Below are 24,463 nucleotides of genomic sequence, written 5' to 3'. Positions count from 1 at the left end.
TGGTTCGTAACCCCAAGAAGGTGTGTGCGTGGCCGGAGATCAGCAGACTCCGATCTCCGAGATTACGGCAACGGTGATGGCGTCAGCACACCGTGCTCCTGAAGTCCACCCAAAGGTGAACTTCAGGACATCTCGCGTCATCAAGAGATTTTCACGGGGTTCACGACGTCCGCCACCAGGACGAGGAGGGTGAAGCAGATGAAGACTCCGGCGATCACATAGGCGACCGGCATCATCTTCGCCACATCGAACGGCCCGGGGTCGGGCCGCCGGACCAGCCGGGCGGCGTGGCGCCGGATGGACTCCCACAGCGCGCCCGCGATATGGCCGCCGTCCAGCGGCAGCAGTGGGAGCATGTTGAACAGGAACAGCGAGAGGTTGAACCCGGCGACCAGGAAGAGCATGGTCGCGATCCGCTGGGAGGGCGGGATGTCGAGGCTGGCGACCTCGCCGCCGACCCGGGCCGCGCCCACGACGCCCATCGGGGAGTCCGCCTTGCGCTCGCCGTCCCCGAAGGCCGCGTTCCACAGGTCCGGGACCTTGGAGGGCAGCGCGATCATGGAGTCGATGCCGTCCTGGACCATGTCGCCCATGCGGTCCACGGACTGCCCGAAGGACTGCTGGACCACGCCGCTGGCCGGGGTGAAGCCGAGGAAGCCGGCGGTGACGTACTCGCCCTCGACATAGCCGCCGTTCCCGTCGGACTTGGCGACCTGGTTCTTTATGAGGTTGGCGTGCAGGGTCTTGCGGACGCCGTCCCGCTCGATGGTGATCGTGGCGGGGCCGGTGGTCTCGCGGATGTCCTTCTGGAGCGCGCCCCAGTCCGGGGTGCGGTGCCCGTTGAAGGCGATGATCTTGTCCCGCGGCTGCAGACCGGCGGCCTTGGCCGGGGAGTCCTTGGCGCTCTTGGGGCACTTGTCGGTGGCGGACGAGGCGGCGACCACGCACTGGGAGACCGTGCCCACGCTGGTGGTCTGGGTGTTGACGCCGAAGCTCATCATCACCCCGAGGAAGATCACCACCGCGAGGATCAGGTTCATGAAGGGCCCGGCGAACATGACGATCACGCGCTTCCACGGCTTGCGCGTGTAGAAGAGGCGCTTCTCGTCGCCGGGCTGCAGCTCCTCGAAGGCCGCCGACCGGGCGTCCTCGATCATGCCGCGCCAAGGTGAGGTGGAGCGGGCGGTGAGCTTGCCGTCGTCGCCCGGCGGGAACATCCCGATCATGCGGATATAGCCGCCGAACGGGATCGCCTTGACGCCGTACTCGGTGTCCCCCTTCTTACGGGAGAAGATCGTCGGCCCGAAGCCGACCATGTACTGCGGGACCCGGATGCCGAAGAGCTTGGCCGTGGAGAGATGGCCGAGCTCATGCCAGGCGATCGAGATCAGCAGGCCGACGGCGAACACCACTATGCCGAGGACCGTCATCAGTGTCGTCATGCGCGAGCCTCCGGGGTCGCCTTCGCCGCTCTGGCGGCCAGTTCCGTTGCGCGGGCGCGGGCCCATGTCTCAGCCTCGAGGACGTCCGCGACGGTGAGCCGGGTTCCCACGGCGGGGGTGCCGTGCTCGGCCACCACCTCGGCGACCGTATCGACGATTCCGTCGAAAGGCAGCTTTCCGTCAAGGAACGCGTCCACGCACTCCTCGTTCGCCGCGTTGAAGACGGCCGGGGCGGTGCCGCCGAGGCCGCCGACATGGCGGGCGAGCCCGATCGAGGGAAACGCCTCGGTGTCCAGGGGGAAGAACTCCCAGGTGTGGGCCTTGGTCCAGTCACAGCCGGGCGCGGCGTCCGGCACCCGCTCGGGCCAGCCGAGGCCGAGCGCGATGGGCATCCGCATATCCGGCGGGCTCGCCTGGGCGAGCGTCGAGCCATCGGTGAATTCAACCATCGAGTGGATATACGACTGAGGGTGAACCACCACCTCAATCCGCTCGAAGGGAATGTCGTAGAGCAGATGAGCCTCGATGACCTCCAGGCCCTTGTTGACGAGGGTCGCGGAGTTGATCGTGATCACCGGGCCCATGTCCCAGGTGGGGTGGGCCAGCGCCTGCTCCGGGGTGACCGAGGCCAGCTCCCGCTTCGTCCGGCCGCGGAACGGGCCGCCGGAGGCGGTGACGACCAGCTTGCGGACCTCCTCGCGGGCGCCGCCGAGCAGCGCCTGGAAGAGCGCGGAGTGCTCGGAGTCGACGGGGACGATCTGGCCGGGCTTGGCGACGGCCTTGACCAGAGGGCCGCCGACGATGAGCGATTCCTTGTTGGCCAGCGCCAGCACCCGGCCCGCCTCCAGGGCGGCCAGGGTCGGCGCCAGGCCGATGGAGCCGGTGATGCCGTTGAGCACGGTGTGGCACTGGGAGCGGGCGAGCTCGGTGGCCGCGTCGGGCCCCGCCAGGATCTCGGGGAGCGGCTCACCGGCTCCGTAGAGCGCGCTCAGCGCCTCGCGGACCTCGGGCACCGCCTCCGGACGGGCGACCGCCACCCTGTCCACCCGCAGCCGGTGGGCCTGCTCGGCGAGGAGCCCGGCCCGTCCCCCGGCGGCGGACAGGCCGGTCACGCGGAAGCGGTCGGGGTTGCGCACCACCACGTCGATGGCCTGGGTGCCGATCGAACCGGTGGAGCCCAGGATCACGATGTCGCGCACGCTCTCCGCGGCGGTGGCCGCCGGAAAGCGCAGATGCGGGTCAGCCAGGGATTCCGTCATCCCCCCATTGTGGCGGCAAGGGATGACGGCTCGGGGACATGCCCCGGGTTCCGGCGATCGCGGGCTCCGGGGGCTCCTCGGTCCTCCTCGGTGATTCCTCGGCCCCTCCTCAATGGATGGGGCGGTGGACGTTCTGTGTGGCGGTCGGGCCGGGGGTGGCGTCGGCGATCCAGGGGCCGTCGCCGCTGGGGTCGAGAACGCCCTGCTCCAGCCACTCGTACGTCCCCGAGAGCACCCCGGAGACCACCTTGCGGTCGAGCTCGTCGGTGTTGGTCCACAGCCGCCCGAAGAGCTCGTCGGCGCGGATCCTGGCCTGCCGGCAGAACGCGTCGGCCAGCTGGTAGGCCGCGACGCCGTGGTCACCGCGCGAGCGCAGCATCTCGGCCCGTACGCAGGCCGCGCTCATCGCGAACAGCTCCGCGCCGATGTCCACGATCCGGGCGAGGAAGCCCTGTTTGGTCTCCATCCGGCCCTGCCAGCGGGACATGGCGTAGAACGTCGAGCGGGCCAGCTTGCGCGCCGAGCGCTCCACATAGCGCAGATGCGGTGACAGGTCCGGATGCCCGGCCGGATGGAACTCCGGGTAGGCGCGGGGCAGTTGGCCGGGGCCGGTGAGCAGGCCGGGCAGCCAGCGGGCGTAGAAGCCGCCGGCCTTGGCGGCCGCCTTGCCCTTGTCCTGCAGGGACTTGTCGGGATCGATGAGATCGCCCGCCACCGACAGATGGGCGTCCACGGCCTCGCGGGCGATGAGGAGATGCATGATCTCGGTCGAGCCCTCGAAGATCCGGTTGATGCGCAGATCGCGGAGCATCTGCTCGGCGGGGACGGCCCGCTCCCCGCGGGCGGCCAGCGAGGCCGCGGTCTCATAGCCCCGGCCGCCGCGGATCTGGACCAGTTCGTCGGCCATCAGCCAGGCCATTTCGCTGCCGTAGAGCTTGGCGAGCGCCGCCTCGATGCGGATGTCGTTGCGGTCCTCGTCGGCCATCTGGGAGGCGAGGTCGATGACGGACTCCAGGGCGAAGGTGGTCGCCGCGATGAAGGAGATCTTGGCGCCGACGGCCTCGTGCTTGGCGATGGGCTTGCCCCACTGCTCACGGGCGGCGGACCATTCGCGGGCGACCTTCAGACACCACTTGCCGGCGCCCGCGCACATCGCGGGCAGCGACAGCCGTCCGGTGTTGAGCGTGGTCAGCGCGATCTTGAGGCCGGCGCCCTCGGGGCCGATCCGGTTGGCGGCCGGGACACGGACCCGGTGGAAGCGGGTGACGCCGTTCTCCAGGCCGCGCAGCCCCATGAAGGCGTTGCGCTTCTCGACGGTGACGCCTTCGGAGGCGGTCTCCACGACGAAGGCGGTGATGCCGCCCTTACGGCCCTCGGAGCGCGGCACCCGGGCCATCACCACCAGGAGGTCGGCGACCACGCCGTTGGTGGTCCACAGCTTGACGCCGTCGAGGAGGTAGTCGTCGCCGTCGGGCACGGCGGTGGTGGCGAGGCGGGCCGGGTCCGAGCCCACGTCCGGCTCGGTGAGCAGGAAGGCGGTGATGTCGGTGCGGGCGCAGCGCGGCAGGAAGCGGTCCTTCTGCTCCTGGGTGCCGAAGAGCTTCAGCGGCTGCGGTACGCCGATGGACTGGTGGGCGGAGAGCAGGGCGCCGATCGCCGGGCTGGCGGAGCCGGCCAGGGCGAGGGCCTTGTTGTAGTAGACCTGGGTGAGGCCGAGGCCCCCGTACTTGGTGTCGATCTTCATACCGAGCGCGCCGAGCTCCTTGAGCCCCTGGATGGTCTCGTCGGGGATCCGGGCCTCGCGCTCGATGCGGGCGGCGTCGACCCGCGTCTCGCAGAACTCGTGGAGCTTGGCGAGGAAGGTCTCGCCGCGGCGCACGTCGTCCGGGGCGGGGGCAGGGTGCGGATGGATCAGGTCGAGCCGGAAGCGGCCGAGGAAGAGCTCCTTGGCGAAGCTGGGCTTGTGCCATACCTGTTCGCGTGCGGCCTCGGCGACCTGGCGCGCTTCACGCTCGGACACCGGCCTGACGGAGGATGCGGTCATCGGTGCTCCCTTGCCGCGAATGACGATCTCGTGACATTACCGGCACGTACCGCTGCCAGTGTGCCTCCGGTCCGACCGGTCGGCAAAGCGGGAGGACGCCGCTATCTGGGGTCATCGGGGCGGCGGAGCGGGATTGCCGCGGCCGTGGGCCTTACGGGGCGCGTGAGGGGTGTGCGACGGGGCGTCGAAGCGCTTCGATGAGTCTGGACAGCTCTGCGCTACAGGTCTACTGTCAATCCCCATGGCCAGCAGAAAGAGGCTCGGCCATGGGATCGAAGCGCTTCACCGAAGCGTATCGCAATCCCTTTACAACCCCCATCGGATGGAGTCGCCCCGCATGGTCACCCTCGCCGAGGTCGCCCGGCACGCCGGAGTCTCCGCCAGCACGGTGAGCTACGTCCTCAGCGGCAAGCGATCGATCTCCGCCCCCACGCGCGAGCGCGTCGAGCACAGCATCAAGGAGCTCGGCTACCACCCGAACGCCGGGGCCCGCGCCCTGGCCAGCAGCCGCTCCAACATCCTCGCGCTCATGGTGCCACTGCGGACGGACATGTATGTGCCGGTCATGATGGAGATCGCCATCGCGGTCGCCACCACCGCCCGCGCCCACGGCTATGACGTCCTGCTGCTCACCGGCGAGGAGGGCCCGGCGGCGGTGCGCCGGGTGACCGGCAGCGGGCTCGCCGACGCCATGATCGTGATGGATGTGGAGCTGGAGGACGAGCGGCTGCCGCTGTTGCACGCCGCCCGCCAGCCCACCGTGCTGATCGGGCTGCCCGCCGACACCGTCGGCCTGACCTGCGTCGATCTGGACTTCACCGCCACCGGCGCGCTGTGCGCCGAGCATCTGGCGGAGCTCGGCCACCGGGAGATCGCCGTCGTGGGCGAGGCCGCGGCCGTCTATGAGCGCCACACCGGCTTCGCCGAGCGGACCCTGGAGGGGCTGCGGCGCCGCGCCGGTGAGCTGGGGGTGCGGCTGCTGCACCGGCCGTGCGAGGGCAGCTACGAGTCCATGGACGGCACCCTCTCCCGGATCTTCGACGAGCGGCCCGGCACCACCGGCTTCGTGGTGCAGAACGAGGCGGCCATCGAACCACTGCTCAGCCTGTTGCGGCGGCAGGGGCGAGCGGTTCCCGAGGACGTCTCGGTGGTGGCCGTCTGCCCCGAGCAGGTGGCCACCCAGGCGTCGGTGCGGCTCACCTCGGTGGCCATCCCCGCGCAGGAGATGGGGCGGCGCGCCGTGGAGCTGGCGGTGGCGAAGCTGGAGGGGCAGCCCCTCGAGGAGCAGGTGACGCTGCTCGCCCCGGAGCTGACCGTACGGACCAGCTCGGGTCCTGCGCCCGGCGCCTCCTGACCCCGCGGGCCCGGCGGCGTACCGCCGCCGCGCGGGAGGGCGGCGGCGGTACGGGGGGCGTCAGCTCGCGCTCACTCCGAAGCTGTTGGTCCGGAAGTCCAGACCGCCGGCCGAGGAGGTGATCTCGTACCCGAACTGGACGTCGCCGATGGTCACATCGCCGAACCAGCCCTTGGTGTTCTTGATCCAGTTCACGATGGGCTTGATGTCCACGGAGCCGGAGGTGGAGTTCGAGGTGCGGATGAACGAGAAGACCTCATTGGCCCCGTTGCTGCCCTTGTAGACGCTCCAGGTGTGGCCGCCGAGGGAGACATTGCCCTGGGCGGTGCCGAGCGGGCCGACCGGGCCGGTCTTGTTGACCCAGAGCATGATCTCGTAGTCGTAGTTGCTGTCCCAGATGTCGTACGAGGTGTTGTACGCGCCCGAGGACGGCACGGTGACGTTGTAGGTGCTGGTCAGGGTGGAGATGGCGCTGATCTTCTTGCCGACGACCTTCTTGGCGTTGGGGTAGGACTTGATGCCGCCGGTGTTCGGGTGGTTGGCCCACACCCCCCAGTCGCTGGCGGAGTTGGCCCAGATGGTCTGGGCTCCGGCGCCGGAGCCCCAGATGTTGTTGTAGAGGGTGTAGCCGCCGTTGGACCAGGTGCCCCACTGGTCCGAGGAGGACCAGGTGGCGGCCTGGGCGGGGGCGGCGGCGAAGCCGATCAGCGCGAGTAACGCGATCAGCGGGGTCAGGAGGAGCGTTCGGGCGGTTCGTCGCACGGGGCTTGTCCCTTCGCGTGGGGGGTCGGACGGGGGGATTCGGGCGGAGCCAGGACCATGACCGCGAAGCGGTCGAGCCGGACGCCGGTGTGGTGCGCGCGTCCGGTGAGCAGATCCGTCCGCGGGGACGGCAGGGGGACGACCGCCGGGGTGCGGCCGTGGTTGAGGAGGAAGAGATACGGGCCGCGCCGCACCGCCTCGACACCCTCGGGGAGACCGGCCAGCACCGGTGCCAGCCCCGCCTCCTCGGCGGCGCGGGCGAGCAGGGTGCGCAGGGCGGCGGGTTCGGGGAGGGTGGAGACGTACCAGGCGGTCCCGGCGCCGTAGGCGTGGCGGGTCACGGCGGGGCGGCCGTCGAGCTCACCGCCCTTGACCCGGGCGACCGGTTCGGCGGTGGACGGCTCCAGGTCCTCGGACCAGCCGGTGCCGTGGAACCGGCCGAGCCAGGCGCCCTCGGCGTCGAGCGTCTCGCCCTCGTCCAGCGGCCACCACTCGTGGAACGTACGGATCCCGAGGAGTTCGCGCAGCCGCCGGTCCACGCCGCCGGGGCGCACCCGGTCGTCCTCGTCGGCGACGCCCGTGAAGAAGCCGCAGACGAGGGTGGAGCCGCCGCGCACATACGCCACGAGGTTGTCCAGCGCCTCGTCGGTCAGCAGATACAGCTGGGGGACGGCGACGAGGGCGTAGTCGGTCAGGTCGGCGTGCGGATGGGCGAAGTCGGTGGTGAGGTTCCGCTCCCACAGCGCCCGGTGCCAGGCGCGCAGCAGCCCTTCGTAAGGGACCCGGGAGGAGGGACGGCCGTCCTGGACGGTGGCCCACCAGGAGTGCCAGTCGTGCAGGATCGCGGCCCGCGCGGGGACGTCCGAGCCGGTGACCGGGGCCAGTTCGCGCAGCTCGGCGCCGAGTCGGCGCACCCGCGCGACGGTGCGGCTGTGCTCACCGGCGTGCGGGACCATCCCGGAATGGAATTTCTCGCTGCCCTGCCGGGACTGCCGCCACTGGAAGAAGCAGATCCCGTCGGCGCCGCGCGCGACGGCCTGCAGGGACCACAGCCGCATCAGCCCGTCCGGCTTGGGGTGGTTGACGCCGCGCCAGTTGACCGGGCCCGCGGCCTGCTCCATGAGGATCCAGGGGCCGCCTGCCTGGGAGCGGGTCAGGTCCTGGACCATCGCCCCGTACGCCGCCGCGTGCGGGTCCTTGGGGTCGGGGTAGAGGTCGACGGAGACCACGTCCTCCTCCGCCGCCCAGGCCCAGCCGTCCTGGCCGATGAACAGCGGCATGAAGTTGGTGGTCACGGGGATGCGCGGGGTGCGTGCGGCCAGCGCGTCGCGTTCGGCGGTGAAGCACTCCAGCAGGGCGTCGCTGGTGAAGCGGCGGAAGTCCAGCCCCTGACCGGGGTTGATCATGTACTGGGCGCGGCGCGGCGGGATGATCTCCTCCCAGGAATCATAGCGCTGGCTCCAGAAGGCCGTCCCCCACGCCTCGTTGAGAGCGTCCAGACCGCCGTACCGCGCGCGCAGCCAGCGGCGGAAGTCCCGGGCGGTCTCGTCGCACCAGCAGTGGGTGCCGTACTCGTTGCCGACATGCCACATCCGCAGGGCCGGATGGCCGCCGTAGCGGTCCGCCAAGTCCTCGGTGATGCGCAGCGCGTAGTCGCGGTAGAGGGGGGACGAGGCGCAGAACTGGTTCCGTGAGCCGTACCAGACGACCGAGCCGGTCTCGTCGCGCGGCAGGGTCTCCGGGTGGCGGGAGCCCATCCAGGGGGGCGGGGAGGCGGTCGGGGTGGCCAGGCACACCTCGATCCCGCCGTCGTGGAGCAGATCCATGACCCGGTCCAGCCAACCGAAGTCCCGTGCGCCGGGGCGGGGTTCGAGCCGGGCCCAGGAAAAGACGCCGAGGGTGACGGTGGTGACGCCCGCCCGGCGCATCAGCCGGATGTCGTCGTGCCAGACGCTCTCGGGCCACTGTTCGGGGTTGTAGTCGCCGCCGTAGAGGATGCGGCCGCGGGTGGCGTCGTTCAGGTCGGGCATACCGGCTCCCGTCTCGGGTCGGCTGGGCACGGGCAACCGGCGTCAGCCCTTGACGGCGCCGGTGAGCATGCCCTTGGTGAAGTGCTTCTGGACGAAGGGGTAGAGCACCGCGACGGGGATCAGCGCGAGCACCATGACGGCCATCTGCACGGCCAGTCCGGGGATCTGCTGGGTGGAGATCATCTGGGACATGCCCTGCGGCGCCTGCTGCTTGATCACCAACTGGCGCAGGATCATCTGCAGCGGCCATTTGTCCTGGTCGTTGAGGTAGAGCATGGCGTTGAACCACTGGCTCCAGTAGCCGACCGCGTAGAAGAGCGAGACCACCGCGATCACGGCCTTCGACAGCGGCAGCACGATGCGCAGCAGGATCCGCCACTCCCCCGCGCCGTCGATCCGGGCGCTGTCGATCAGCTCCGGCGCGATGTTCTGGAAGAACGCCCGCAGCACCAGGACGTTGAAGGCCGAGACGGCCCCGGGCAGGATCATCGACCAGTAGCTGCCCTCCAGACCGACGCCGGTGACCAGCAGATATGTGGGGATGAGACCGGCGTTGAAGAACATGGTGATGAGCAGCACCATCAGGATCGGCCGGTGCAGGAAGGACCCCGAGCGGGAGAGTCCGTAGGCGCACAGCACCGAGACCACGGTGCTGATCACGGTGCCCACGGCGGTGAGCGCGAGGCTCACGAGCGTCGCGCGGGTGACCGTGCCGCCGCTCAGCAGCTCGGTGTAGGCCCGGAAGGTGATCGTCTTGGGGACGATCACCAGTCCCCCGGCGTCGGTGATGGTCCTCTGGTCGGAGAGGCTGGTGACGATCACCACCCACAGCGGGCCGAGGATCATCAGACACACCCCGGTCAGGGTGACCCCCTTGAGCCCCTGGCCGACCTTGCCGGGCTCCTCCTCCCACACCGGGCGCTTCTCGCCGCCACGCCGCCGCGGGGGCGGGGCGGTGGGTGTGGGCGGGGTGTGCGGGGCCCGGGTCCGCTCGGTCACGGTCATTTCCGGTAAACCCCCTGCTCGCCGAGCATATGGGCGACTTTGTTGGCGATCAGCACCAGCACCAGGCTGAAGACGCCCTTGATCAGCCCGCCGGCGGCGGCGATCCCGTAGTCGGTATTGGCGATGCCGACCCACCACACATAGGTGTCGAAGACCTCCGAGGCGCCGGGCCCCACCGCGTCGCGCTGGAGCAGGATCTGCTCGAAGCCGACGGTCAGCGAGTCGCCGACGCGCAGCACCAGCAGCAGGGCGACCACGGGGCGCAGCGCGGGCAGGGTGACGTGCCACATCCGGCGCCAGCGGTTCGCGCCGTCCACCGCCGCGGCCTCGTAGAGGTCCTGGTTGACGGCGGAGAGGGCGGCCAGGAAGACGATCACGCCCCAGCCCGCGTCCTTCCACACCAGCTGGGCGGTGATCAGGAACCTGAAGACCGCCGGGTCGGTCATCAGGTCGAAGCCCTCGTGCCCATGGGCGCGCAGTTGCTGGGCGAGCAGCCCGGCGCCGCCGAGCATCTGCTGGAAGATCGTGATGACCAGCACCCAGGAGAAGAAGTGCGGCAGGTAGAGGATCGACTGCACCAGACCGCGGACCCGGTCGCTGAGCACGCTGTTGAGCAGCAGCGCCAGCGCGATGGGCACCGGGAAGAACAGCACCAGCTGGATGAAGGTGATGGAGAGGGTGTTGGCGAAGGCGTCCCAGAAGCGGCTGTCCTCGAAGAGGAGGGTGAAGTTGTCGAAGCCCACCCAGGGGCTGGTCCACAGGCCCTGGGTGAACGGGTCGTAGTCCAGATAGGCGACGGTGGTCCAGATCAGCGGGACGTAGGTGAACAGCAGCAGCAGACCGACGGCGGGCGCGGTCATCAGCAGCAGGGCACGGTCCCGGCGCAGCCGGTGCCACCATCCGCCGCGGCCGGTTGGGGTGCCGCGAGCCTTCGCGCGGCCGGGCCCCTTGGCCCGGCCGCGGATGTCCAGCGTCATCGGGAGCCGCTGCCGTTCTTGTCGAGGAGCTTCGCGTACCAGTCGCGGAGCCGGTCGCCGCCACCGCCGCGCCAGTCGCTGATGGCCCGCTGGGCGTCCTTGATGGACTTACGGCCGCGGGTGACGTCCTTGGCGAGGTCTTCGAACGGCGTGTAGAGCGAGGCGTAGCGGTTGGGCTCCTGGACCTGCATCCCGTAGAAGAGCGGCTTCCTGGCGAACTTGCCCATCCGCTGCATCCAGCCGCAGTAGTCCTCGACCGTCTTCGGAAAGTCCGGATAGGCGACGCCGGCCTGAGGGGAGGCGATGAAGCGGTAGGTGTCCTGGACGTCCCGGACGCCCGTGGCGTTCTTGACCGGCACCCCCTTCTTCATGTCGTGGTGCACGCCTTCGACGCCGTAGTCGATGAGGCGCTGTTCCTTGGTGCCGAAGGGCGCGGCGATGAAGTTCGCGAGGGCGAGGATTTCCTCGATCTCGTCCTTGGAGAGGTTCTTGTTGAGGAAGGACCAGATCTGGGCGGGCGGGTCCAGATAGATGACCGGGTCGCCGCCGTCGGGGCCGAACCAGTCCATTCCCTGGATCTTGAATTCGGGGTTCGGCCCGGCCTGTTCGAAGGTGGCGCCGTACCATTTGGCGTCGCCGTCGTTGTAGAGGAGCGTCTGGCCGGAGGTGAAGCGGGTCAGTGCGTCATTGCCCTTGCCCGCGACCGCGTCGGGGTGGACATAGCCCCTGGCGAAGAGCTTACGGCACCATTCCAGGGCCTCGAGATAGTTCTCGGTCTCGACCTTGTGGACCAGCTTGCCGTCCTTCTCGACCCAGTAGTACGGCTTCTCCCCCGGGCAGCCGAAGAACCGCTGCGCCGACCACCACATGTCGTCGCAGGCCCATACCTTGCTCTTGGGCCGGGTGATCTCCTTGGCCAGATCGAGGAATCCCGCCGGGCTCTTCGGGACCTGGTAGCCCTCCTTGGCGAAGATGTCCTCGCGGTAGTACGGAATGACGCCGGCGAGCGGGCGGGAGGGCATGGGCAGCCCGCGGAGCTTGCCGCCGAAGACGGACATCTGCCAGGCGGCGGTGGGAATGGCGGCAAGGTTCGGATATTTCTTGACCTGGTCGCCGGAGAGATACGGGCCCAGGTCGGCGAATTTGGCGCTGACCGCGCCATGGATCCGCCCGCCCATCTCCCAGAGCGGGATCATCACGATATCGGCGATATCGCCGGAGGCGAGGACGGCGCCGAGCTTCTCGCCGTAGGTGTTGCCGTCCTGCGGCTGCAGGCTGATCTTGGCGCCGAGCGCGTCATTGACCGCCTTGTAGTAGGCGTTGTTCTTCGGCGGCGGGGTGCCCCAGAGCGGTTCGAACATCGTGTAGCTGCCGCCGTGACCGGGCTTGCCCTTCACGGAGGCGACCAGTGCGGCGGCGGGCGGGGCCTTGGTGTAGCCGGGGCTGGAGCCGTTGACGCTGGGGATGTCCGGGTCCGCCACCGTCGAGGCCGCATAGGTCGGCAACAGGTTCTTCAGCTCCTTGCCGGAGGTGGTGCCGCCCTTGCCGGAGCCCTCCTCGGTGGAGCACCCGGACAGCAGCGGCGTCCCTCCCGCGACGGCCACCGCGGCAACCGCCGTGGAGGCCAGGAAGGTTCTCCGGCCGGGAGCGGAAGTGGAGGCCGAAGCCTGGGAATTCGACATGTGCGTCAACCCTTCGTGGCGTGCCCGCCGTACGACCGATGGTCGAAGCGCTTCGATATTGCGCTGAGGTTAAGTCGGGGGGTGAGGTCGCGCAAGAGCGGTGTCCAAATGAGCCTTTGGGCGTCTGGTGATCGAGGATCTGGGCAATCGAGGGGTCGGGCGCGAGCCTTGGCTCATTGAGCCTTGACAGGGTCGGTGTGGCGGCTTCAGCATCGAAGCGCTTCGAATTGACAATGCATCACCGTGTGCGGCACGTCTCCGACGAACTGGGTAAGGGGATCGGTATCCGTGATGAGTGATGACGGTGGTCTGATCACGCGTCCGCCGTTTCGCGATGCGCGGCTGCCGGTGGGTACGCGCGTGGCGGATCTGCTGGCCCGGCTCACCCTCGATGAGCGGATCGCGATGCTGCACCAGTTCGCGCCCGGAGTGGAGCGGCTCGGCCTCGCGCCCTTCCGTACCGGGCAGGAGGCGCTGCACGGTGTCGCCTGGATGGGTCCGGCGACCGTCTTTCCTCAAGGCCTCGGGCTCGGCGCGACCTGGAACCCGCAACTGGTGCGGCGCGTCGGCGAGGCGGTCGGCCGCGAGGCGCGGGCCATGCGCGTACGCGATCCGCGGGTGGGCCTCAATGTGTGGTCGCCGACGGTGAATCTGCTGCGCGATCCGCGCTGGGGCCGCAACGAGGAGGGGTACGCCGAGGATCCGTGTCTCACCTCGGCCCTGGCCACGGCCTACACCCGCGGGCTGCGCGGCGACCACCCGGAGCACTGGCGCACCGCCCCCGTCCTCAAGCACTGGCTGGCGCACAACAACGAGACCGACCGGGACACCACCTCCTCCTCGGTGCGGCCGCGGGTGCTGCACGAATACGATCTGGCGGCCTTCCGCGGGGCGGTGCGGGCGGGCGCGGTGGCCGGGGTGATGCCCGCGTACAACCTGGTCAACGGGCGTCCCAACCACGTCTCCCCATATCTGCGCGAGCAGTTGCGCACCTGGACCGACCAGGAGCTGGTGGTCTGCTCCGACGCGGGCGCGCCGTCCAATCTGGTCGACTCCGAGCACTACTTCGACACCCATGAGGAGGCCATCGCCGCGGCTCTGCTGGCAGGGGTGGACAGCTTCACCGACCACGACCAGGACGCGTCGACGACCATCGCGCGGGTGCGGGGCGCCCTGGAGCGCGGGCTGATCGACGCGTCCACGGTGGACACGGCGGTGCGGCGGCTGCTGACGATGCGGTGTGCGCTGGGAGAGTTCGACGAGCCTGACCAGCCCGGCGGGTCGGCAGACGGAACCGACGGCGCCTTCGACACCCCCGCCCATCGCGCGCTCGCCCTGGAGGCCGCCGAACAGGCCGTCGTCCTGCTGGCCAACGACGGTCTGCTGCCGCTCTCCGAGCGCACCGTCGGCACCCTCGCGGTCGTCGGTCCGCTCGCGGACGAGTGCAAGCTGGACTGGTACAGCGGCAGCCTGATCCGGCGCAGTTCGCCGCGGGAGGCGCTGGCCGAGCGGCTCGGCGCGGACCGGGTGCTGTTCGCGGACGGCCTGGACACCGTACGGCTGCGCACCGCGGCCGGTTGGGTGCGGGTGCCGGACGCGGCGGGGTGGGAGGAAGGCGAGGGTCCGGCGGAGGAGGGGCCGGCGGCCGAAGGGCTCACGGACGAGGGCCCGGCAGACGAAGGCTCGCTCAACCCTGCCCATACGGCGGGCCGCACCGATCTGCCCCCGCTGACCGTCGGCGACACCCCCACCGAGCTGTCCCTGGCCGACTGGGGCGGCGGTGTGCTCACCCTGCGCGCGCCCTCCGGCCGCTATCTGACCGTGGCCGAGGACGGCTTCGTGCGCGCGGCGGCCGAACGGCCCGGGGGCTGGGTGGTCCAGGAGACGTATCGGCTCGAAGCACACCGCGACGGACACCTCCTCCGACACATGGGGACGGGCAGCTATGTCTGTGTCGCCGCGGGCGGGCTGAAGGTTGCCGGGCGTGACAGCGGCGCGCAGGAGACCGTCTTCCGGCTGGAGGTCGTCGAGCGCGGCGAGGACGCGGTGGCCCGCGCCGCCGCGCGGGCGGACGCCGTGGTGGTCGTGGCGGGCAACGATCCGCATATCGGCGGCCGGGAGACCGAGGACCGCACCACCCTTGCCCTGCCCGCCCAGCAGGAGCGGCTGTGGCGCGCGGCCCACGCCGCCAATCCGCGGACCGCGCTGGTGCTGACGGCCGGCTATCCCTACGCGGTCGGCGAGGCGGCAGACGCACTGCCCGCGCTGCTGTGGACGGCGCACGGCGGCCAGGCGGCGGGCACGGCGCTGGCCCGGGTGCTGTTCGGGGACGTCTCACCGGCGGGGCGGCTGCCGCAGACCTGGTACGCCTCCCACGACGATCTGCCGGATCTGCTCGACTACGACATCATCGCCTCGCGCGCCACCTATCTGTACTTCGACGGCGCCCCGCTCTTCCCCTTCGGGCACGGCCTGTCGTACACCGACTTCAGCTACGGCGAGCTGTCGGTGCGGCGGGCGGCGGGCCTGATCGTGGAGTGCGAGGTCACCAACTCCGGTCCGTACGACGGCGACGAGGTCGTGCAGATCTACGCGAGCGCGCCGGGGTCGCGGGTGCCGCTGCCGCACCGCCAGCTGATCGCCCACCGCCGGGTGCGGCTGCGCCGGGGCGAGCGGGTGCGGCTGTTCTTCACCGTGCCGGTCGAGGACGCGCTGGGCTTCTGGGACGTGGCGCACGGCCGCTGGACCGTCGACCCGGGGACGTACGAGATCCACGCGGGCGCGTCCAGCGCGGATCTCCGCGCCACCGCCACCGTCACCGTCGAGGGCCCGCCGCCCGCGCCGCGCCCGGTGCTGCGGCGCGGTCTGGAGGCCGCGGACTACGACGCGGCGGACGGGATCGTGCTGGTGGACCGCACCAAGGTCCGTGGGGACGCGGTGGCCTGCCGTGATGGCGCGGTCGGCCGACTGCTCTTCCGCGCCTGCGACTTCGGCGCGGGCGCCACGTCGATGACCGTCGAGGCGGCGCGCGATGCGGCCGCGGCCGGGGCGGGGGACGACGCGACGGTCGAGGCGCATCTCGCCGACGGCACCACCCTGGCCACCGTCGCCGTGCCGCCCACCGGCGGCCGCTACGCGTACACCACGCTCCGCGCCGCCCTGCCCACGCCGCCGACCGGCGTCCAGGACCTGCACATCACGCTGCGCGGCGGTCTGAGACTGGCTCGCCTCGGCTTCTCCGGTTGAGGGTGTGAGGGTCCGGAGCGGCCGAGGCGAGCCTTCCCCGGCGCCGGGCCCCGCGGTGGGACGGGGCCGGGCGGGGTGGATCAGAGGTCGAGGCCGGTGAGGACCATGACCCGCTCGTAGGTGTAGTCCTCCATCGCGTACCGCACGCCCTCGCGGCCGACGCCGGACTTCTTGGCGCCGCCGTACGGCATCTGGTCGGCGCGGTACGAGGGCACATCGCCGATGATCACGCCGCCGACCTCCAGGGCGCGGTGGGCGCGGAAGGCGGTGCGCACCTCGCGGGTGAAGACGCCCGCCTGGAGGCCGTACTTGGAGTCGTTGACGGCCGCGAACGCCTCGTCCTCGTCCGTCACCTTGTGCAGGGTGAGCACCGGCCCGAAGATCTCCTCGCAGGAGAGGGTGACATCCGCGGGGACGTCCGCGAGCACCGTCGGGGCGTAGTTCGAGCCCTCGCGCTTGCCGCCGGTCAGCAGCTTCGCACCGGCCCGGACCGCCTCGTCGACCCAGGACTCCACGCGCTTGGCGGCGTCCTCGCTGATCAGCGGGCCGACATCGGTGGCGTCATCGTTCGGGTCGCCGGTGACCTGCCCCTCGACGGCCGCGACGATCTTCGGCACGAGCTCCTCGTAGACGGACGCGTCCGCGATCACCCGCTGTACGGAGATGCAGGACTGTCCGCCCTGGTAGTTGGAGAAGGTGCCGATGCGGGTGGCCGCCCAGTCGAGGTCGGCGTCGGAGGCGTAGTCCGAGAGGACGACCGCGGCGCCATTGCCACCGAGCTCCAAGGTGCAGTGCTTGAGCGGCACCGACTCCTTGATCGTGTAGCCGACCTTCTCCGAACCGGTGAAGGAGATGACCGGCAGCCGCTCGTCCTGGACCAGTGCGGGCATCCGGTCGTTGGGCACCGTAAGGACGCTCCAGGAGCCCGCCGGGAGCTCGGTCTCGGCCAGCAGCTCGCCCAGGATCAGCGCGGACAGCGGGGTCGCGGGCGCCGGCTTGAGGATGATCGGCGTGCCGACCGCGAGCGCCGGGGCGACCTTGTGGGCGCTGAGGTTCAGCGGGAAGTTGAACGGCGAGATGCCGAGCACGGTGCCGCGCGGGAAGCGGCGGGTCAGCGCGAGCCGCCCGGTGCCACCGGCGTCGGTGTCCAGCCGCTGGGCCTCCCCGCTGTTGAACCGGCGGGCCTCCTCGGCCGCGAACCGGAAGACGGACACGGCGCGGCCCACCTCGCCACGGGCCCACTTGATCGGCTTGCCGTTCTCGTCGGAGATCAGCCGGGCGATCTCCTCACCGCGCTCGGCGAGGCGGCGCGAGACATGGTCCAGCGCGGCGGCCCGGACATGCGCGGGGGTCGCGGCGAACTCCTCGCGCACCGCGTCGGCCGCGGCGACGGCCTCCTCGATCTGCGCATCGGTGGGAACGCTCACCACGCCGACGCGGCGGCCGTCCCAGGGCGAGGTGACCTCGAGCGTGCTCTCGCCCGTCGCCTTGCGGCCGGCGAGCCAGAACGCATGGGTGACAGCTTCGTTTGTGTCTGGCACAGCGGATCCCGACCCTTCTGAAGTGGTGTCTCTCCTCCCCACCGTAGGCGCGCCCGGCCCGCTGGGCGTTTGTCCGGGGCGTAGCAGTCGGGGCCGTCGGCGCTCCGCTATGGCGTGGCCGATTCGGGGGAGATCGGGATGAGGTGACCGGGAAGAGGGTGCCCGGGGCGAGACGGTCGCCCCGTGGCGGAGGCGCGCGCCTCAGCCCGAGGTGCCGGCGGCCGTGGCCTTGAGGGCGAGCCAGAGCTCCATCCGGACGTCCGGGTCGTCCAGGGAGCGGCCCAGGATCTCCTCGACGCGGCGCATCCGGTAGCGCAGGGTGTGCCGGTGGACGCCGAGGTCGGCGGCGGCCGCGTCCCACTGGCCATGCCGGGAGAGCCACGCGCGCAGCGAGGCGACCAGATCGCCCCGGCCGGTGGCGTCGTGCTCGTGCAGGGCGCGCAGCATGCCGTCGGCGAACGCCCTTACGGCGTCGTCGGCGAGCAGGGGCAGCACCGAGCCCGCCGCGACCTGCTCATGCTCGACCAGCATCCGGCCGCGGCGGCGCGCCACCGACAGCGCCTGCTCGGCCTGGCGGTAGGCGGCCGCGGCGGCGACGGGGCCCGCGGGGGCGGACAGCCCGATGACCAGCTCGTCGCCGTGGGGCGCGGCGGCGGCCGCACGGTCGCGGGGGCGGGCCCTGGTGCCGCGGCGGCTCTCGACGGCCCGGGCGTGCTCGGCGCATGCCGCGACGGCCGCGCCGCCGTCGGGGGCCAGCACGATGAGCCGTTCGCCGTCGGGCACGACCAGCACCGACTCACCGATGCGGGCCGCGGCCGCCTCCATGGTGTCGGTGAGCGTGGCGAGGGGGTCCGTCGCCTCGGTCTCACCGGCGGCCGTGCCCGTGGTCGTGGCGGCTTCCGTGAAGGGTTCCGGAGGGGCCTCGTCCGCGCCGGGCGTCGCCGCGTGGGGCTGCTGGGCCGCGCCGCCGGACGGCACCTCGGCGACCAGCATCCGGAACGGCGCGTCGAGCAGCCCGCCGTACAGCCGCCCGGCGACCGCCCGCGCATGGTCGGGCTCGCCCGCGAGCAGCATCCGCAGCACGGCGGCGCCGAGCCGCTGCTCGGCCTCCCGCAGGGCGCGGGAACGCTCGGTGGTCAGGGTCAGCAGCGCGACCGCGGAGTGCACGGCATAGCGCTCGGCGGTGCCCAGCGGCGCGCCCGTGCCGACCGCGAGCACGCCGCGGGTGGTACGGCGCCCGGTGCCCAGGGACTGGAGCTCCACCCGGTCGGCGACGGCCGGGTCCTCGGCCGGTTCCGCGCCGGTGGCCCCGGTCTCGCCGCCCCCGCCGACCACGATGCTCGCGGGGCCGGGGCGGGAGCGCAGCCGCTCGACGTCGGGGGTGAGCCGGGCGGCGCGGCGGGCGGCCCAGTCGGGGGCGGCGGCGACCACCGAGCCGGAGACGTCGTAGAGCGCGGCCCAGCCGTCGACATGGGCGGCGAGCCGGGCGAGCAGCGCGGCGGGCCCCTCGGCGCCGATGGCGGCGCGGGTCAGCTCGCGCTGCGCCTCGAATCCGGCGGTCACGGCCCGGTACTGGTCGGCGGCTATCGCCGCGGAGACGGCCTTGCTGATCGCGATGAAGGGGGTGGGGCGGGGCACGCCGATCAGCGGCAGCCCCTCCTCCTTGGCCGCCGCGGCGAGCGCGGCCGGCACCTCGGCGTACTTGACGCCGAGCGCGAAGCCGAGCCCGACCACGCCCGCGCCCACCAGCCGCCGCACATAGCGGCTCATCTCCTCCGGGTCCTCGGCCTCGATCTGCATCGCGGTGATCAGGAGGAGCTCGCCGCCCTCCATATAGGGCACGGGGTCGGCGAGCTCGCTGACATGTGCCCAGCGCACCGGTGTCTCCAGCCGGTCCTCGCCCGCGAGCACGGACAGCTTGAGACCGGGGTGGCGGACGAGTGAGGCGAGCGTGGGAGGCATGGCACCTTCGATGCGAATGCGACGACTTCACCGCCCCGTATGAACGGCTACTGCCGATTCTGCCTCAATGGAGGAATACGTGGAATTGACGGCCTGATTCGGCCACCGGTCTGGCCGTGACGCTGCGGTCGCCCCGTCACGTTGAGCGGGGCAACCGCAGCGTCATGGTCAACTGCGGCAATGAGGAACACCCGGGGGTGCCGGTCGGTCACCCGCGGAGATCCACCAGCACCGGCGGCCCGCCCTCGCCCCTTACGGAGGTCACCGACAGCACCGCATGCCCGGCGGGAACCGCGTGGGCCAGCTCGGAGGCGGACCAGCGCTCGCGCTCCACCGTCCGTACGGTCACCGACTGCGTGGTCACCGCCTTACCGGTGACGACCTTACGGATGAAGTGCAGCACCTTGGTGAGCGGTTCCTCGGCGATGATCTGCCGGTCGGTGACGTCCCGCGTCTCGACCCACTCCGTCCCCCACACCTCCGCGAACCGCGCCCCGTCCCAGGTCGTCACCCCGGCACAGGCCATCCGGCAGCCGACCGCGCCGAGCAGGGCGCTGCGCAGCGCCTCGGGGACGTCGTCGAGGGTGCGGAGGGTGAGCACGGCGCCCGCGTGGGCGGAACGGAGCCGCTGGATACCGCGCAGGGCCTCGGGGGTGATGGTGTGCGAGGCGTCGTCGAGGACCAGACAGGCGAACAGCGAACGGTCGGCGCGGCCCACGGCGCACTCCGTGAACTGCGCCAGGACCAGCCGCGCCAGCATCCGCGACGCCTCCGCATGGCCGCGCTCGGGCAGATCGATACGGACCCGGAGGGGGTGTTCGAGGGCGCGGAGGGAGAACGGGCGGCGGTCGCCGGTGGTGTCGAAGAAATCGGCGAACGCGGGCCGGTCCAGCAGCGCGATCCGGTCCGCGAGCAGCGTGCCCACGTCCCCGGGGGCACCCGACTGCCGGACCCGCGCCTCCAGCTCACGGGCCTGCGCCCGCTCCCCGGCCTCGTCCAGCGCCTCGCGCAGCGCGTTGACGGCCGTCTTGGAGCCGTCCAGCAGCTCCCGCAGATCCGGGACGGACGGGAAGCGGCCGTGGGCGGCGCGGTAGGGGCCGAGCAGCTGGGCCAGCGCGGTGGCGGCCCGGCGGCTGTCCCCGCCGGGCAGCGAGGCGGCCATGTCGCCGATCAGGGCCTCGGCGAGGATGCCCGCGGCCTCGTCGGGGTCGGTGGTGCCGCCGTAGAGGTCGAAGTCGTAGCCGGAGTCGGGCCGGCCGATCTTCACGACGACGTCGAACGCCTCATCCGCCCCGAGCCCGGCCCCCGCCGCCCCGACCGCCACGACGGCGACCTGCCCGGCGAGCGCCTGCAGACACAGCGACTCCACGACGGGCCGCACCATCCGCCCCGTCTTCCCCGAACCGGGCGGCCCGACGGCCAGCAGCGAGGTGGCGAGCACATCGGGCTCGAGAGCGAGCCCGACGCCGCGGTGCTGGTACGGGTTGCGGGGGTCGTCGGAGACGGTGCCGAGGCGGACCTGATGCGCGAGGAGATCATGCCGCGCCGTCCTGACGGGCAGATCCCGCGCCCCGGACGGGTGACCGTAGGAGGCGGCGCCGTGGCGCAGCACGGTGTCGGTGAAGGAGGCGAGGGAGTTCCTCCCGGCCCGCACGGACTGCCAGGCGCGCTCGATCCGGGCATGGTCGACGTCGTTCATCGCCCCCGCCCGTGCGTCCGCCGCCAACCGATCAGCCGCACTGTGCGCCCCCGCGGCCCGCAAGTGCGGCCACTCCAGCGGATCCCCCTCCGGCCGCCCCGCGACGACCGCCTCAGGGGCGGGCTCATCCCAGGCCCGCCGGAAGAGGGGCGCGACGTAACGGCGCCAGACTTCGGACCAGTGGCCGACGCGGCTGAAGATGGCGGCGATGATCAAGAACCACAGGGCTTCATAGCCATTGGCGATCCACTTGAGCATGTCCTTGTCGCCGTTGCGGTTGAACCAGTCCTCCGAATTGAGCAGCTTCAGCGGCCACAACCAGTACGGGCCCAAGTACCCCTTGGTGATCAGCGACCACAACAGCCAGGTGCACAGGAGCGCGATCAGCGCACCGCTGATCAGCCCACGCGAGGGAAGCCGATCCGGGTCCTCCGGCGCCTTCGGCTTGTGCTCGTACGTCCACACCCCCGGTGCCGCCTCGGACCGCGGAGCGCGCAGCCAGGCGACGAAGGACGGACGGGCCGCGGGCCCGGGGCCGGGGGCGCGGCGGGAGCCTGCGCGGGTACCGGGGCCGCGCCAGGCACCGCCGGGGGCGCGGTCGGCGGCACCGGCGGCGGGGCCGTGGGGAAGGAGGGCGGGGAATGCGGGGGCGGGGGTGGGAGCGGGTTGTGGCGTGTGCTGCGTGGGTCGAACGTGCCCTCGGTGTCCATGTGCTGCCCCTTGCCCCCTGACCGGCTGTTCCTCGGCTTTCGCGCCATCGCTCAATCTAGTGTTCCCGCGCGGGGAGTTCAGCGACCCGGGCGGTGCCGTCTCACTCGCGAGGCTCCTAAAGCGGTCACCGGATCCGTAAAGGGGTCACCGGATCCGTAAGGCGGCCGCCGCAGCCCTGAAGCGGTCGCCGGATCCGTAAGGCCGCCGGCGGGCTATGGCCGTCGCGGACAAGGCAACACGCGCAGTGCTCCCGAACGGAACATGCCTCATCCGCCGCCGCGCCCCTAGCCTGCGACTAAAACCGCTGTTCTTTTCCCTGGAGCCCCTCATGACCGAACTGTCCGGAGGCCCGTCCCTCCCCCAGGAGCGTCGCGTCGTCACCGCCATTCCCGGCCCGAAGTCGCAGGAGCTGCTCGCCCGTAAGAACGCGGCGGTCGCCGGCGGTGTGGGGAGTGTGCTGCCGGTCTTCACCGTGCGCGCGGGCGGCGGTGTGATCGAGGACGTGGACGGCAACTCGCTGATCGACTTCGGTTCCGGTATCGCCGTGACCTCCGTCGGCTCCTCCGCGGAGGCCGTCGTGCGCCGGGCGTCCGCGCAACTGGCGGACTTCACGCACACCTGTTTCATGGTCACGCCGTACGAGGGCTATGTGGAGGTCTGCGAGGAGCTGGCCCGGCTCACGCCCGGCGACCACGCCAAGAAGTCGGCGCTGTTCAACTCGGGCGCCGAGGCGGTGGAGAACGCGGTGAAGATCGCCCGTTCGTACACCAAGCGCCAGGCGGTCGTCGTCTTCGACCACGGCTACCACGGCCGGACCAACCTCACCATGGCGCTCACCGCCAAGAACATGCCGTACAAGCACGGCTTCGGCCCCTTCGCGCCCGAGGTCTACCGCGTTCCGCTCGCCTACCCCTACCGCTGGCTGACCGGCCCGGAGAACTGCGCCGAGGAGGCCGCGGCCCAGGCCATCGACATGATCAGCAAGCAGATCGGGGCGGAGAACGTGGCCGCGATCATCATCGAGCCGGTCCTCGGCGAGGGCGGCTTCATCGAGCCCGCCAAGGGCTTCCTGCCCAGGATCGCGGAGTTCGCCCAGGCCAACGGCATCGTCTTCGTCGCGGACGAGATCCAGTCCGGCTTCTGCCGCACGGGCCAGTGGTTCGCCTGTGAGGACGAGGGCATCGTCCCGGACCTGATCACCACCGCCAAGGGCATCGCGGGCGGTCTGCCGCTCGCCGCCGTCACCGGCCGCGCGGAGATCATGGACGCGGCGCACTCCGGCGGTCTCGGCGGCACCTACGGCGGAAACCCGGTGGCGTGCGCGGCGGCGCTCGGCGCCATCGAGACGATGCGCGAGCTGGACCTCAATGCCAAGGCCAAGCGCATCGAGGAGGTCATGAAGGGCCGCCTCGCCGCGCTGCGGGAGAAGTACGACATCATCGGCGACCTCCGCGGCCGCGGCGCCATGATCGCCATCGAACTGGTGAAGTCCGGCACCAAGGACCCCAACCCCGAGGCCACGGCCGCCGTCGCCAAGGCGTGCCACTCGGCCGGGCTGCTGGTGCTGACCTGCGGAACCTACGGCAATGTGCTGCGTTTCCTGCCGCCGCTGGTGATCGGCGAGGACCTTCTGAACGAGGGTCTCGACGTCCTCGAGGGCGCGTTCGCCGAGCTGTGACTATGGGTGATCGATGGGTGGCGTGAAGAAGATGTGCGGGGCCGATGACAGGTGGGTGATCGGTCTGTCGGGCGGGGCTTCGCTGCCGTACGGTCATTGCAGATGAGAGAAACACCCCGCTCGCAGGGGACTGCGGGCGATGCCGAGCCGGTGCTTCCCCAGCCCCGACCCGGCTGTGCCCTCGCGCACACCACTGGAGCCTCCGGCTCCGGATCTCCTCACCGATCGGACGGCCGCCCGCCCCAAACCCCCCGGGGCGCGCGGCACACCGGTCGCCACGGCGGCTCCGGAACTACCCCCCCTGTTCCGGGGCCGCCGACTGTTCACCCCCCTTCCGCGCCCCGGGCGCCGTTCTTCACGCCCCGCCCGCCCCGCGCCCTCCTCACACCCCTCGCTCTGATCGCACTGCTCGCGCTGTGCACCTGGCAGATCGCCGCCCATGGCCCCGTGCGGACCTACGACGAACGGCTCGGCCGCGCGATGTCCGGATCGGCGTTCCCCTCCCCCGTCGCCGAGTTCCTCGCCGACCTCGGCAATACGGCGGTGGCGGTTCCCCTCCTCGCCGTCGCCCTCGCCTGGGCGGCGTGGTGCGCCCGGCGCACGGGAGAGCCGCGCTGGTGGTTGTCGCCGCTGGCCGCCGCGGTGGCGATGGTGGCGGTTCCGGCGCTGGTGGTTCCGTTCAAGGCGCTGATCGACCGCCCCGGCCCACCGGGTCCGCTGGCGGGCGAGAGCGGATTCTTCCCCTCCGGCCATGCCGCGACGGCCGCCGTCGCCTATGGCGCGGCGGCGCTGCTCCTCCACCCTCTGCTGCGCCCGCGGCTACGGCGGCCCCTCCTGGTGGCCGTGGCCGTACTGAACCTCGCCGTGGCCGCCGGGCTGGTCCGGCGCGGCTACCACTGGCCGCTGGACACGGTCGCGAGCTGGTGTCTGTCCGGTCTGCTGCTGTGGGCGCTGCTCCGGCTCAGCCGTACGAGCCGGAAGACGGGTTGAGCCGGTCGAGCCCCGGCCGCTGCCTCAAAGCGGGCCGCGATTGCCCCAGGCCCGCGGAACGGCCCAGGGCAACCGCAGTCC

Annotated in this window: 14 protein-coding genes and 1 pseudogene; 4 read left to right on the top strand and 11 right to left on the bottom strand. The window is 71.4% G+C overall.

All coding sequences use genetic code 11. The features are described from left to right. Window positions 1-140: 140 nt before the first annotated feature. The 3 genes from BLV72_RS25260 to BLV72_RS25250 form a co-directional block, all read right to left on the bottom strand. On the bottom strand, window positions 141-1,442 hold the full coding sequence (locus BLV72_RS25260; protein WP_093465034.1) for a M50 family metallopeptidase: 1,302 nt from the start codon (window positions 1,440-1,442) through the stop codon (window positions 141-143). Then, entirely contained in the window at window positions 1,439-2,701 is a 1,263-nt protein-coding gene (gene dxr / locus BLV72_RS25255) for a 1-deoxy-D-xylulose-5-phosphate reductoisomerase (RefSeq protein WP_093465032.1), read from the bottom strand. The genes BLV72_RS25260 and dxr overlap by 4 nt, the downstream gene beginning before the upstream one ends. 109 nt (window positions 2,702-2,810) lie before the next feature. Further along, window positions 2,811-4,745 carry an acyl-CoA dehydrogenase family protein gene (locus BLV72_RS25250; RefSeq protein ID WP_093465031.1) on the bottom strand — a complete coding sequence of 645 codons (1,935 nt, stop codon included), beginning with the start codon at window positions 4,743-4,745 and terminating at the stop codon, window positions 2,811-2,813. Window positions 4,746-5,082: 337 nt separating this feature from the next. On the opposite strand from BLV72_RS25250, the gene BLV72_RS25245 reads away from it, so the two are divergent. After that, window positions 5,083-6,099, top strand: a complete 1,017-nt coding sequence (locus BLV72_RS25245) for a LacI family DNA-binding transcriptional regulator (RefSeq protein ID WP_086707262.1) — start codon at window positions 5,083-5,085, stop codon at window positions 6,097-6,099. Window positions 6,100-6,159: 60 nt separating this feature from the next. On the opposite strand, the gene BLV72_RS25240 is transcribed toward BLV72_RS25245, so the two are convergent. Genes BLV72_RS25240 through BLV72_RS25220 form a run of 5 tightly spaced genes read right to left on the bottom strand, consistent with a single transcriptional unit; the run spans window position 6,160 to window position 12,555 of the window. Beyond that, a complete protein-coding gene (locus BLV72_RS25240; RefSeq protein WP_093465029.1) occupies window positions 6,160-6,861 on the bottom strand; it encodes a glycoside hydrolase family 12 protein in 702 nt (233 codons plus the stop codon). Then, window positions 6,831-8,891, bottom strand: a complete 2,061-nt coding sequence (locus tag BLV72_RS25235) for a beta-galactosidase (RefSeq protein WP_093465028.1) — start codon at window positions 8,889-8,891, stop codon at window positions 6,831-6,833. The genes BLV72_RS25240 and BLV72_RS25235 overlap by 31 nt, the downstream gene beginning before the upstream one ends. A gap of 42 nt (window positions 8,892-8,933) precedes the next feature. After that, a complete protein-coding gene (locus BLV72_RS25230) occupies window positions 8,934-9,896 on the bottom strand; it encodes a carbohydrate ABC transporter permease (RefSeq protein WP_093465026.1) in 963 nt (320 codons plus the stop codon). Beyond that, window positions 9,893-10,873 carry an ABC transporter permease gene (locus BLV72_RS25225; RefSeq protein WP_093465025.1) on the bottom strand — a complete coding sequence of 327 codons (981 nt, stop codon included), beginning with the start codon at window positions 10,871-10,873 and terminating at the stop codon, window positions 9,893-9,895. The genes BLV72_RS25230 and BLV72_RS25225 overlap by 4 nt, the downstream gene beginning before the upstream one ends. Further along, the gene (locus BLV72_RS25220; RefSeq protein WP_093465023.1) at window positions 10,870-12,555 is read right to left on the bottom strand and encodes an extracellular solute-binding protein; all 1,686 of its coding nucleotides are present in this window, start codon (window positions 12,553-12,555) and stop codon (window positions 10,870-10,872) included. Before BLV72_RS25220 ends, BLV72_RS25225 begins: the two co-directional genes overlap by 4 nt. Window positions 12,556-12,846: 291 nt before the next feature. Between BLV72_RS25220 and BLV72_RS25215 the strand changes: the two genes are divergently transcribed. After that, window positions 12,847-15,801: a glycoside hydrolase family 3 C-terminal domain-containing protein gene (locus BLV72_RS25215; protein WP_208905716.1), complete on the top strand. Its 2,955-nt coding sequence runs from the start codon at window positions 12,847-12,849 to the stop codon at window positions 15,799-15,801. 80 nt (window positions 15,802-15,881) lie between these two features. Here BLV72_RS25215 and BLV72_RS25210 read toward each other — a convergent pair whose 3' ends face one another. The 3 genes and pseudogenes from BLV72_RS25210 to BLV72_RS25200 form a co-directional block, all read right to left on the bottom strand. Next, window positions 15,882-17,342 carry an aldehyde dehydrogenase family protein gene (locus BLV72_RS25210; protein WP_093465022.1) on the bottom strand — a complete coding sequence of 487 codons (1,461 nt, stop codon included), beginning with the start codon at window positions 17,340-17,342 and terminating at the stop codon, window positions 15,882-15,884. Between the two features lie 201 nt (window positions 17,343-17,543). Then, window positions 17,544-19,304 carry a PucR family transcriptional regulator gene (locus tag BLV72_RS25205; RefSeq protein ID WP_093465020.1) on the bottom strand — a complete coding sequence of 587 codons (1,761 nt, stop codon included), beginning with the start codon at window positions 19,302-19,304 and terminating at the stop codon, window positions 17,544-17,546. A 208-nt stretch (window positions 19,305-19,512) separates the two neighbouring features. Continuing rightward, a pseudogene (locus BLV72_RS25200) lies at window positions 19,513-21,713 on the bottom strand (type IV secretory system conjugative DNA transfer family protein). Between the two features lie 329 nt (window positions 21,714-22,042). Here BLV72_RS25200 and gabT point away from each other — a divergent pair. Both gabT and BLV72_RS51545 read left to right on the top strand, forming a co-directional pair. After that, entirely contained in the window at window positions 22,043-23,392 is a 1,350-nt protein-coding gene (gene gabT / locus BLV72_RS25195; protein WP_093465018.1) for a 4-aminobutyrate--2-oxoglutarate transaminase, read from the top strand. 447 nt (window positions 23,393-23,839) lie between these two features. Continuing rightward, window positions 23,840-24,382, top strand: coding sequence for a phosphatase PAP2 family protein (locus BLV72_RS51545; protein WP_342030671.1), 543 nt, complete (start codon window positions 23,840-23,842; stop codon window positions 24,380-24,382). Window positions 24,383-24,463 lie beyond the last annotated feature (81 nt).

Origin of the sequence: Streptomyces melanosporofaciens (assembly GCF_900105695.1) — a bacterium.
Taxonomy (GTDB): Bacteria; Actinomycetota; Actinomycetes; order Streptomycetales; family Streptomycetaceae; genus Streptomyces; species Streptomyces antimycoticus.
Note: the sequence above shows the minus strand (reverse complement) of the source record. Positions and strands in the feature narration are given on the sequence as shown.

Excerpts from the sequence above, each read along its gene's own strand:
- BLV72_RS25260 (WP_093465034.1), bottom strand. The coding sequence starts at position 1,442 with ATGACGACACTGATGACGGTCCTCGGCATAGTGGTGTTCGCCGTCGGC.
- dxr (WP_093465032.1), bottom strand. The coding sequence starts at position 2,701 with ATGACGGAATCCCTGGCTGACCCGCATCTGCGCTTTCCGGCGGCCACC.
- BLV72_RS25250 (WP_093465031.1), bottom strand. The coding sequence starts at position 4,745 with ATGACCGCATCCTCCGTCAGGCCGGTGTCCGAGCGTGAAGCGCGCCAG.
- BLV72_RS25245 (WP_086707262.1), top strand. The coding sequence starts at position 5,083 with ATGGTCACCCTCGCCGAGGTCGCCCGGCACGCCGGAGTCTCCGCCAGC.
- BLV72_RS25235 (WP_093465028.1), bottom strand. The coding sequence starts at position 8,891 with ATGCCCGACCTGAACGACGCCACCCGCGGCCGCATCCTCTACGGCGGC.
- BLV72_RS25230 (WP_093465026.1), bottom strand. The coding sequence starts at position 9,896 with ATGACCGTGACCGAGCGGACCCGGGCCCCGCACACCCCGCCCACACCC.
- BLV72_RS25225 (WP_093465025.1), bottom strand. The coding sequence starts at position 10,873 with ATGACGCTGGACATCCGCGGCCGGGCCAAGGGGCCCGGCCGCGCGAAG.
- BLV72_RS25220 (WP_093465023.1), bottom strand. The coding sequence starts at position 12,555 with ATGTCGAATTCCCAGGCTTCGGCCTCCACTTCCGCTCCCGGCCGGAGA.
- BLV72_RS25215 (WP_208905716.1), top strand. The coding sequence starts at position 12,847 with ATGAGTGATGACGGTGGTCTGATCACGCGTCCGCCGTTTCGCGATGCG.
- BLV72_RS25205 (WP_093465020.1), bottom strand. The coding sequence starts at position 19,304 with ATGCCTCCCACGCTCGCCTCACTCGTCCGCCACCCCGGTCTCAAGCTG.
- gabT (WP_093465018.1), top strand. The coding sequence starts at position 22,043 with ATGACCGAACTGTCCGGAGGCCCGTCCCTCCCCCAGGAGCGTCGCGTC.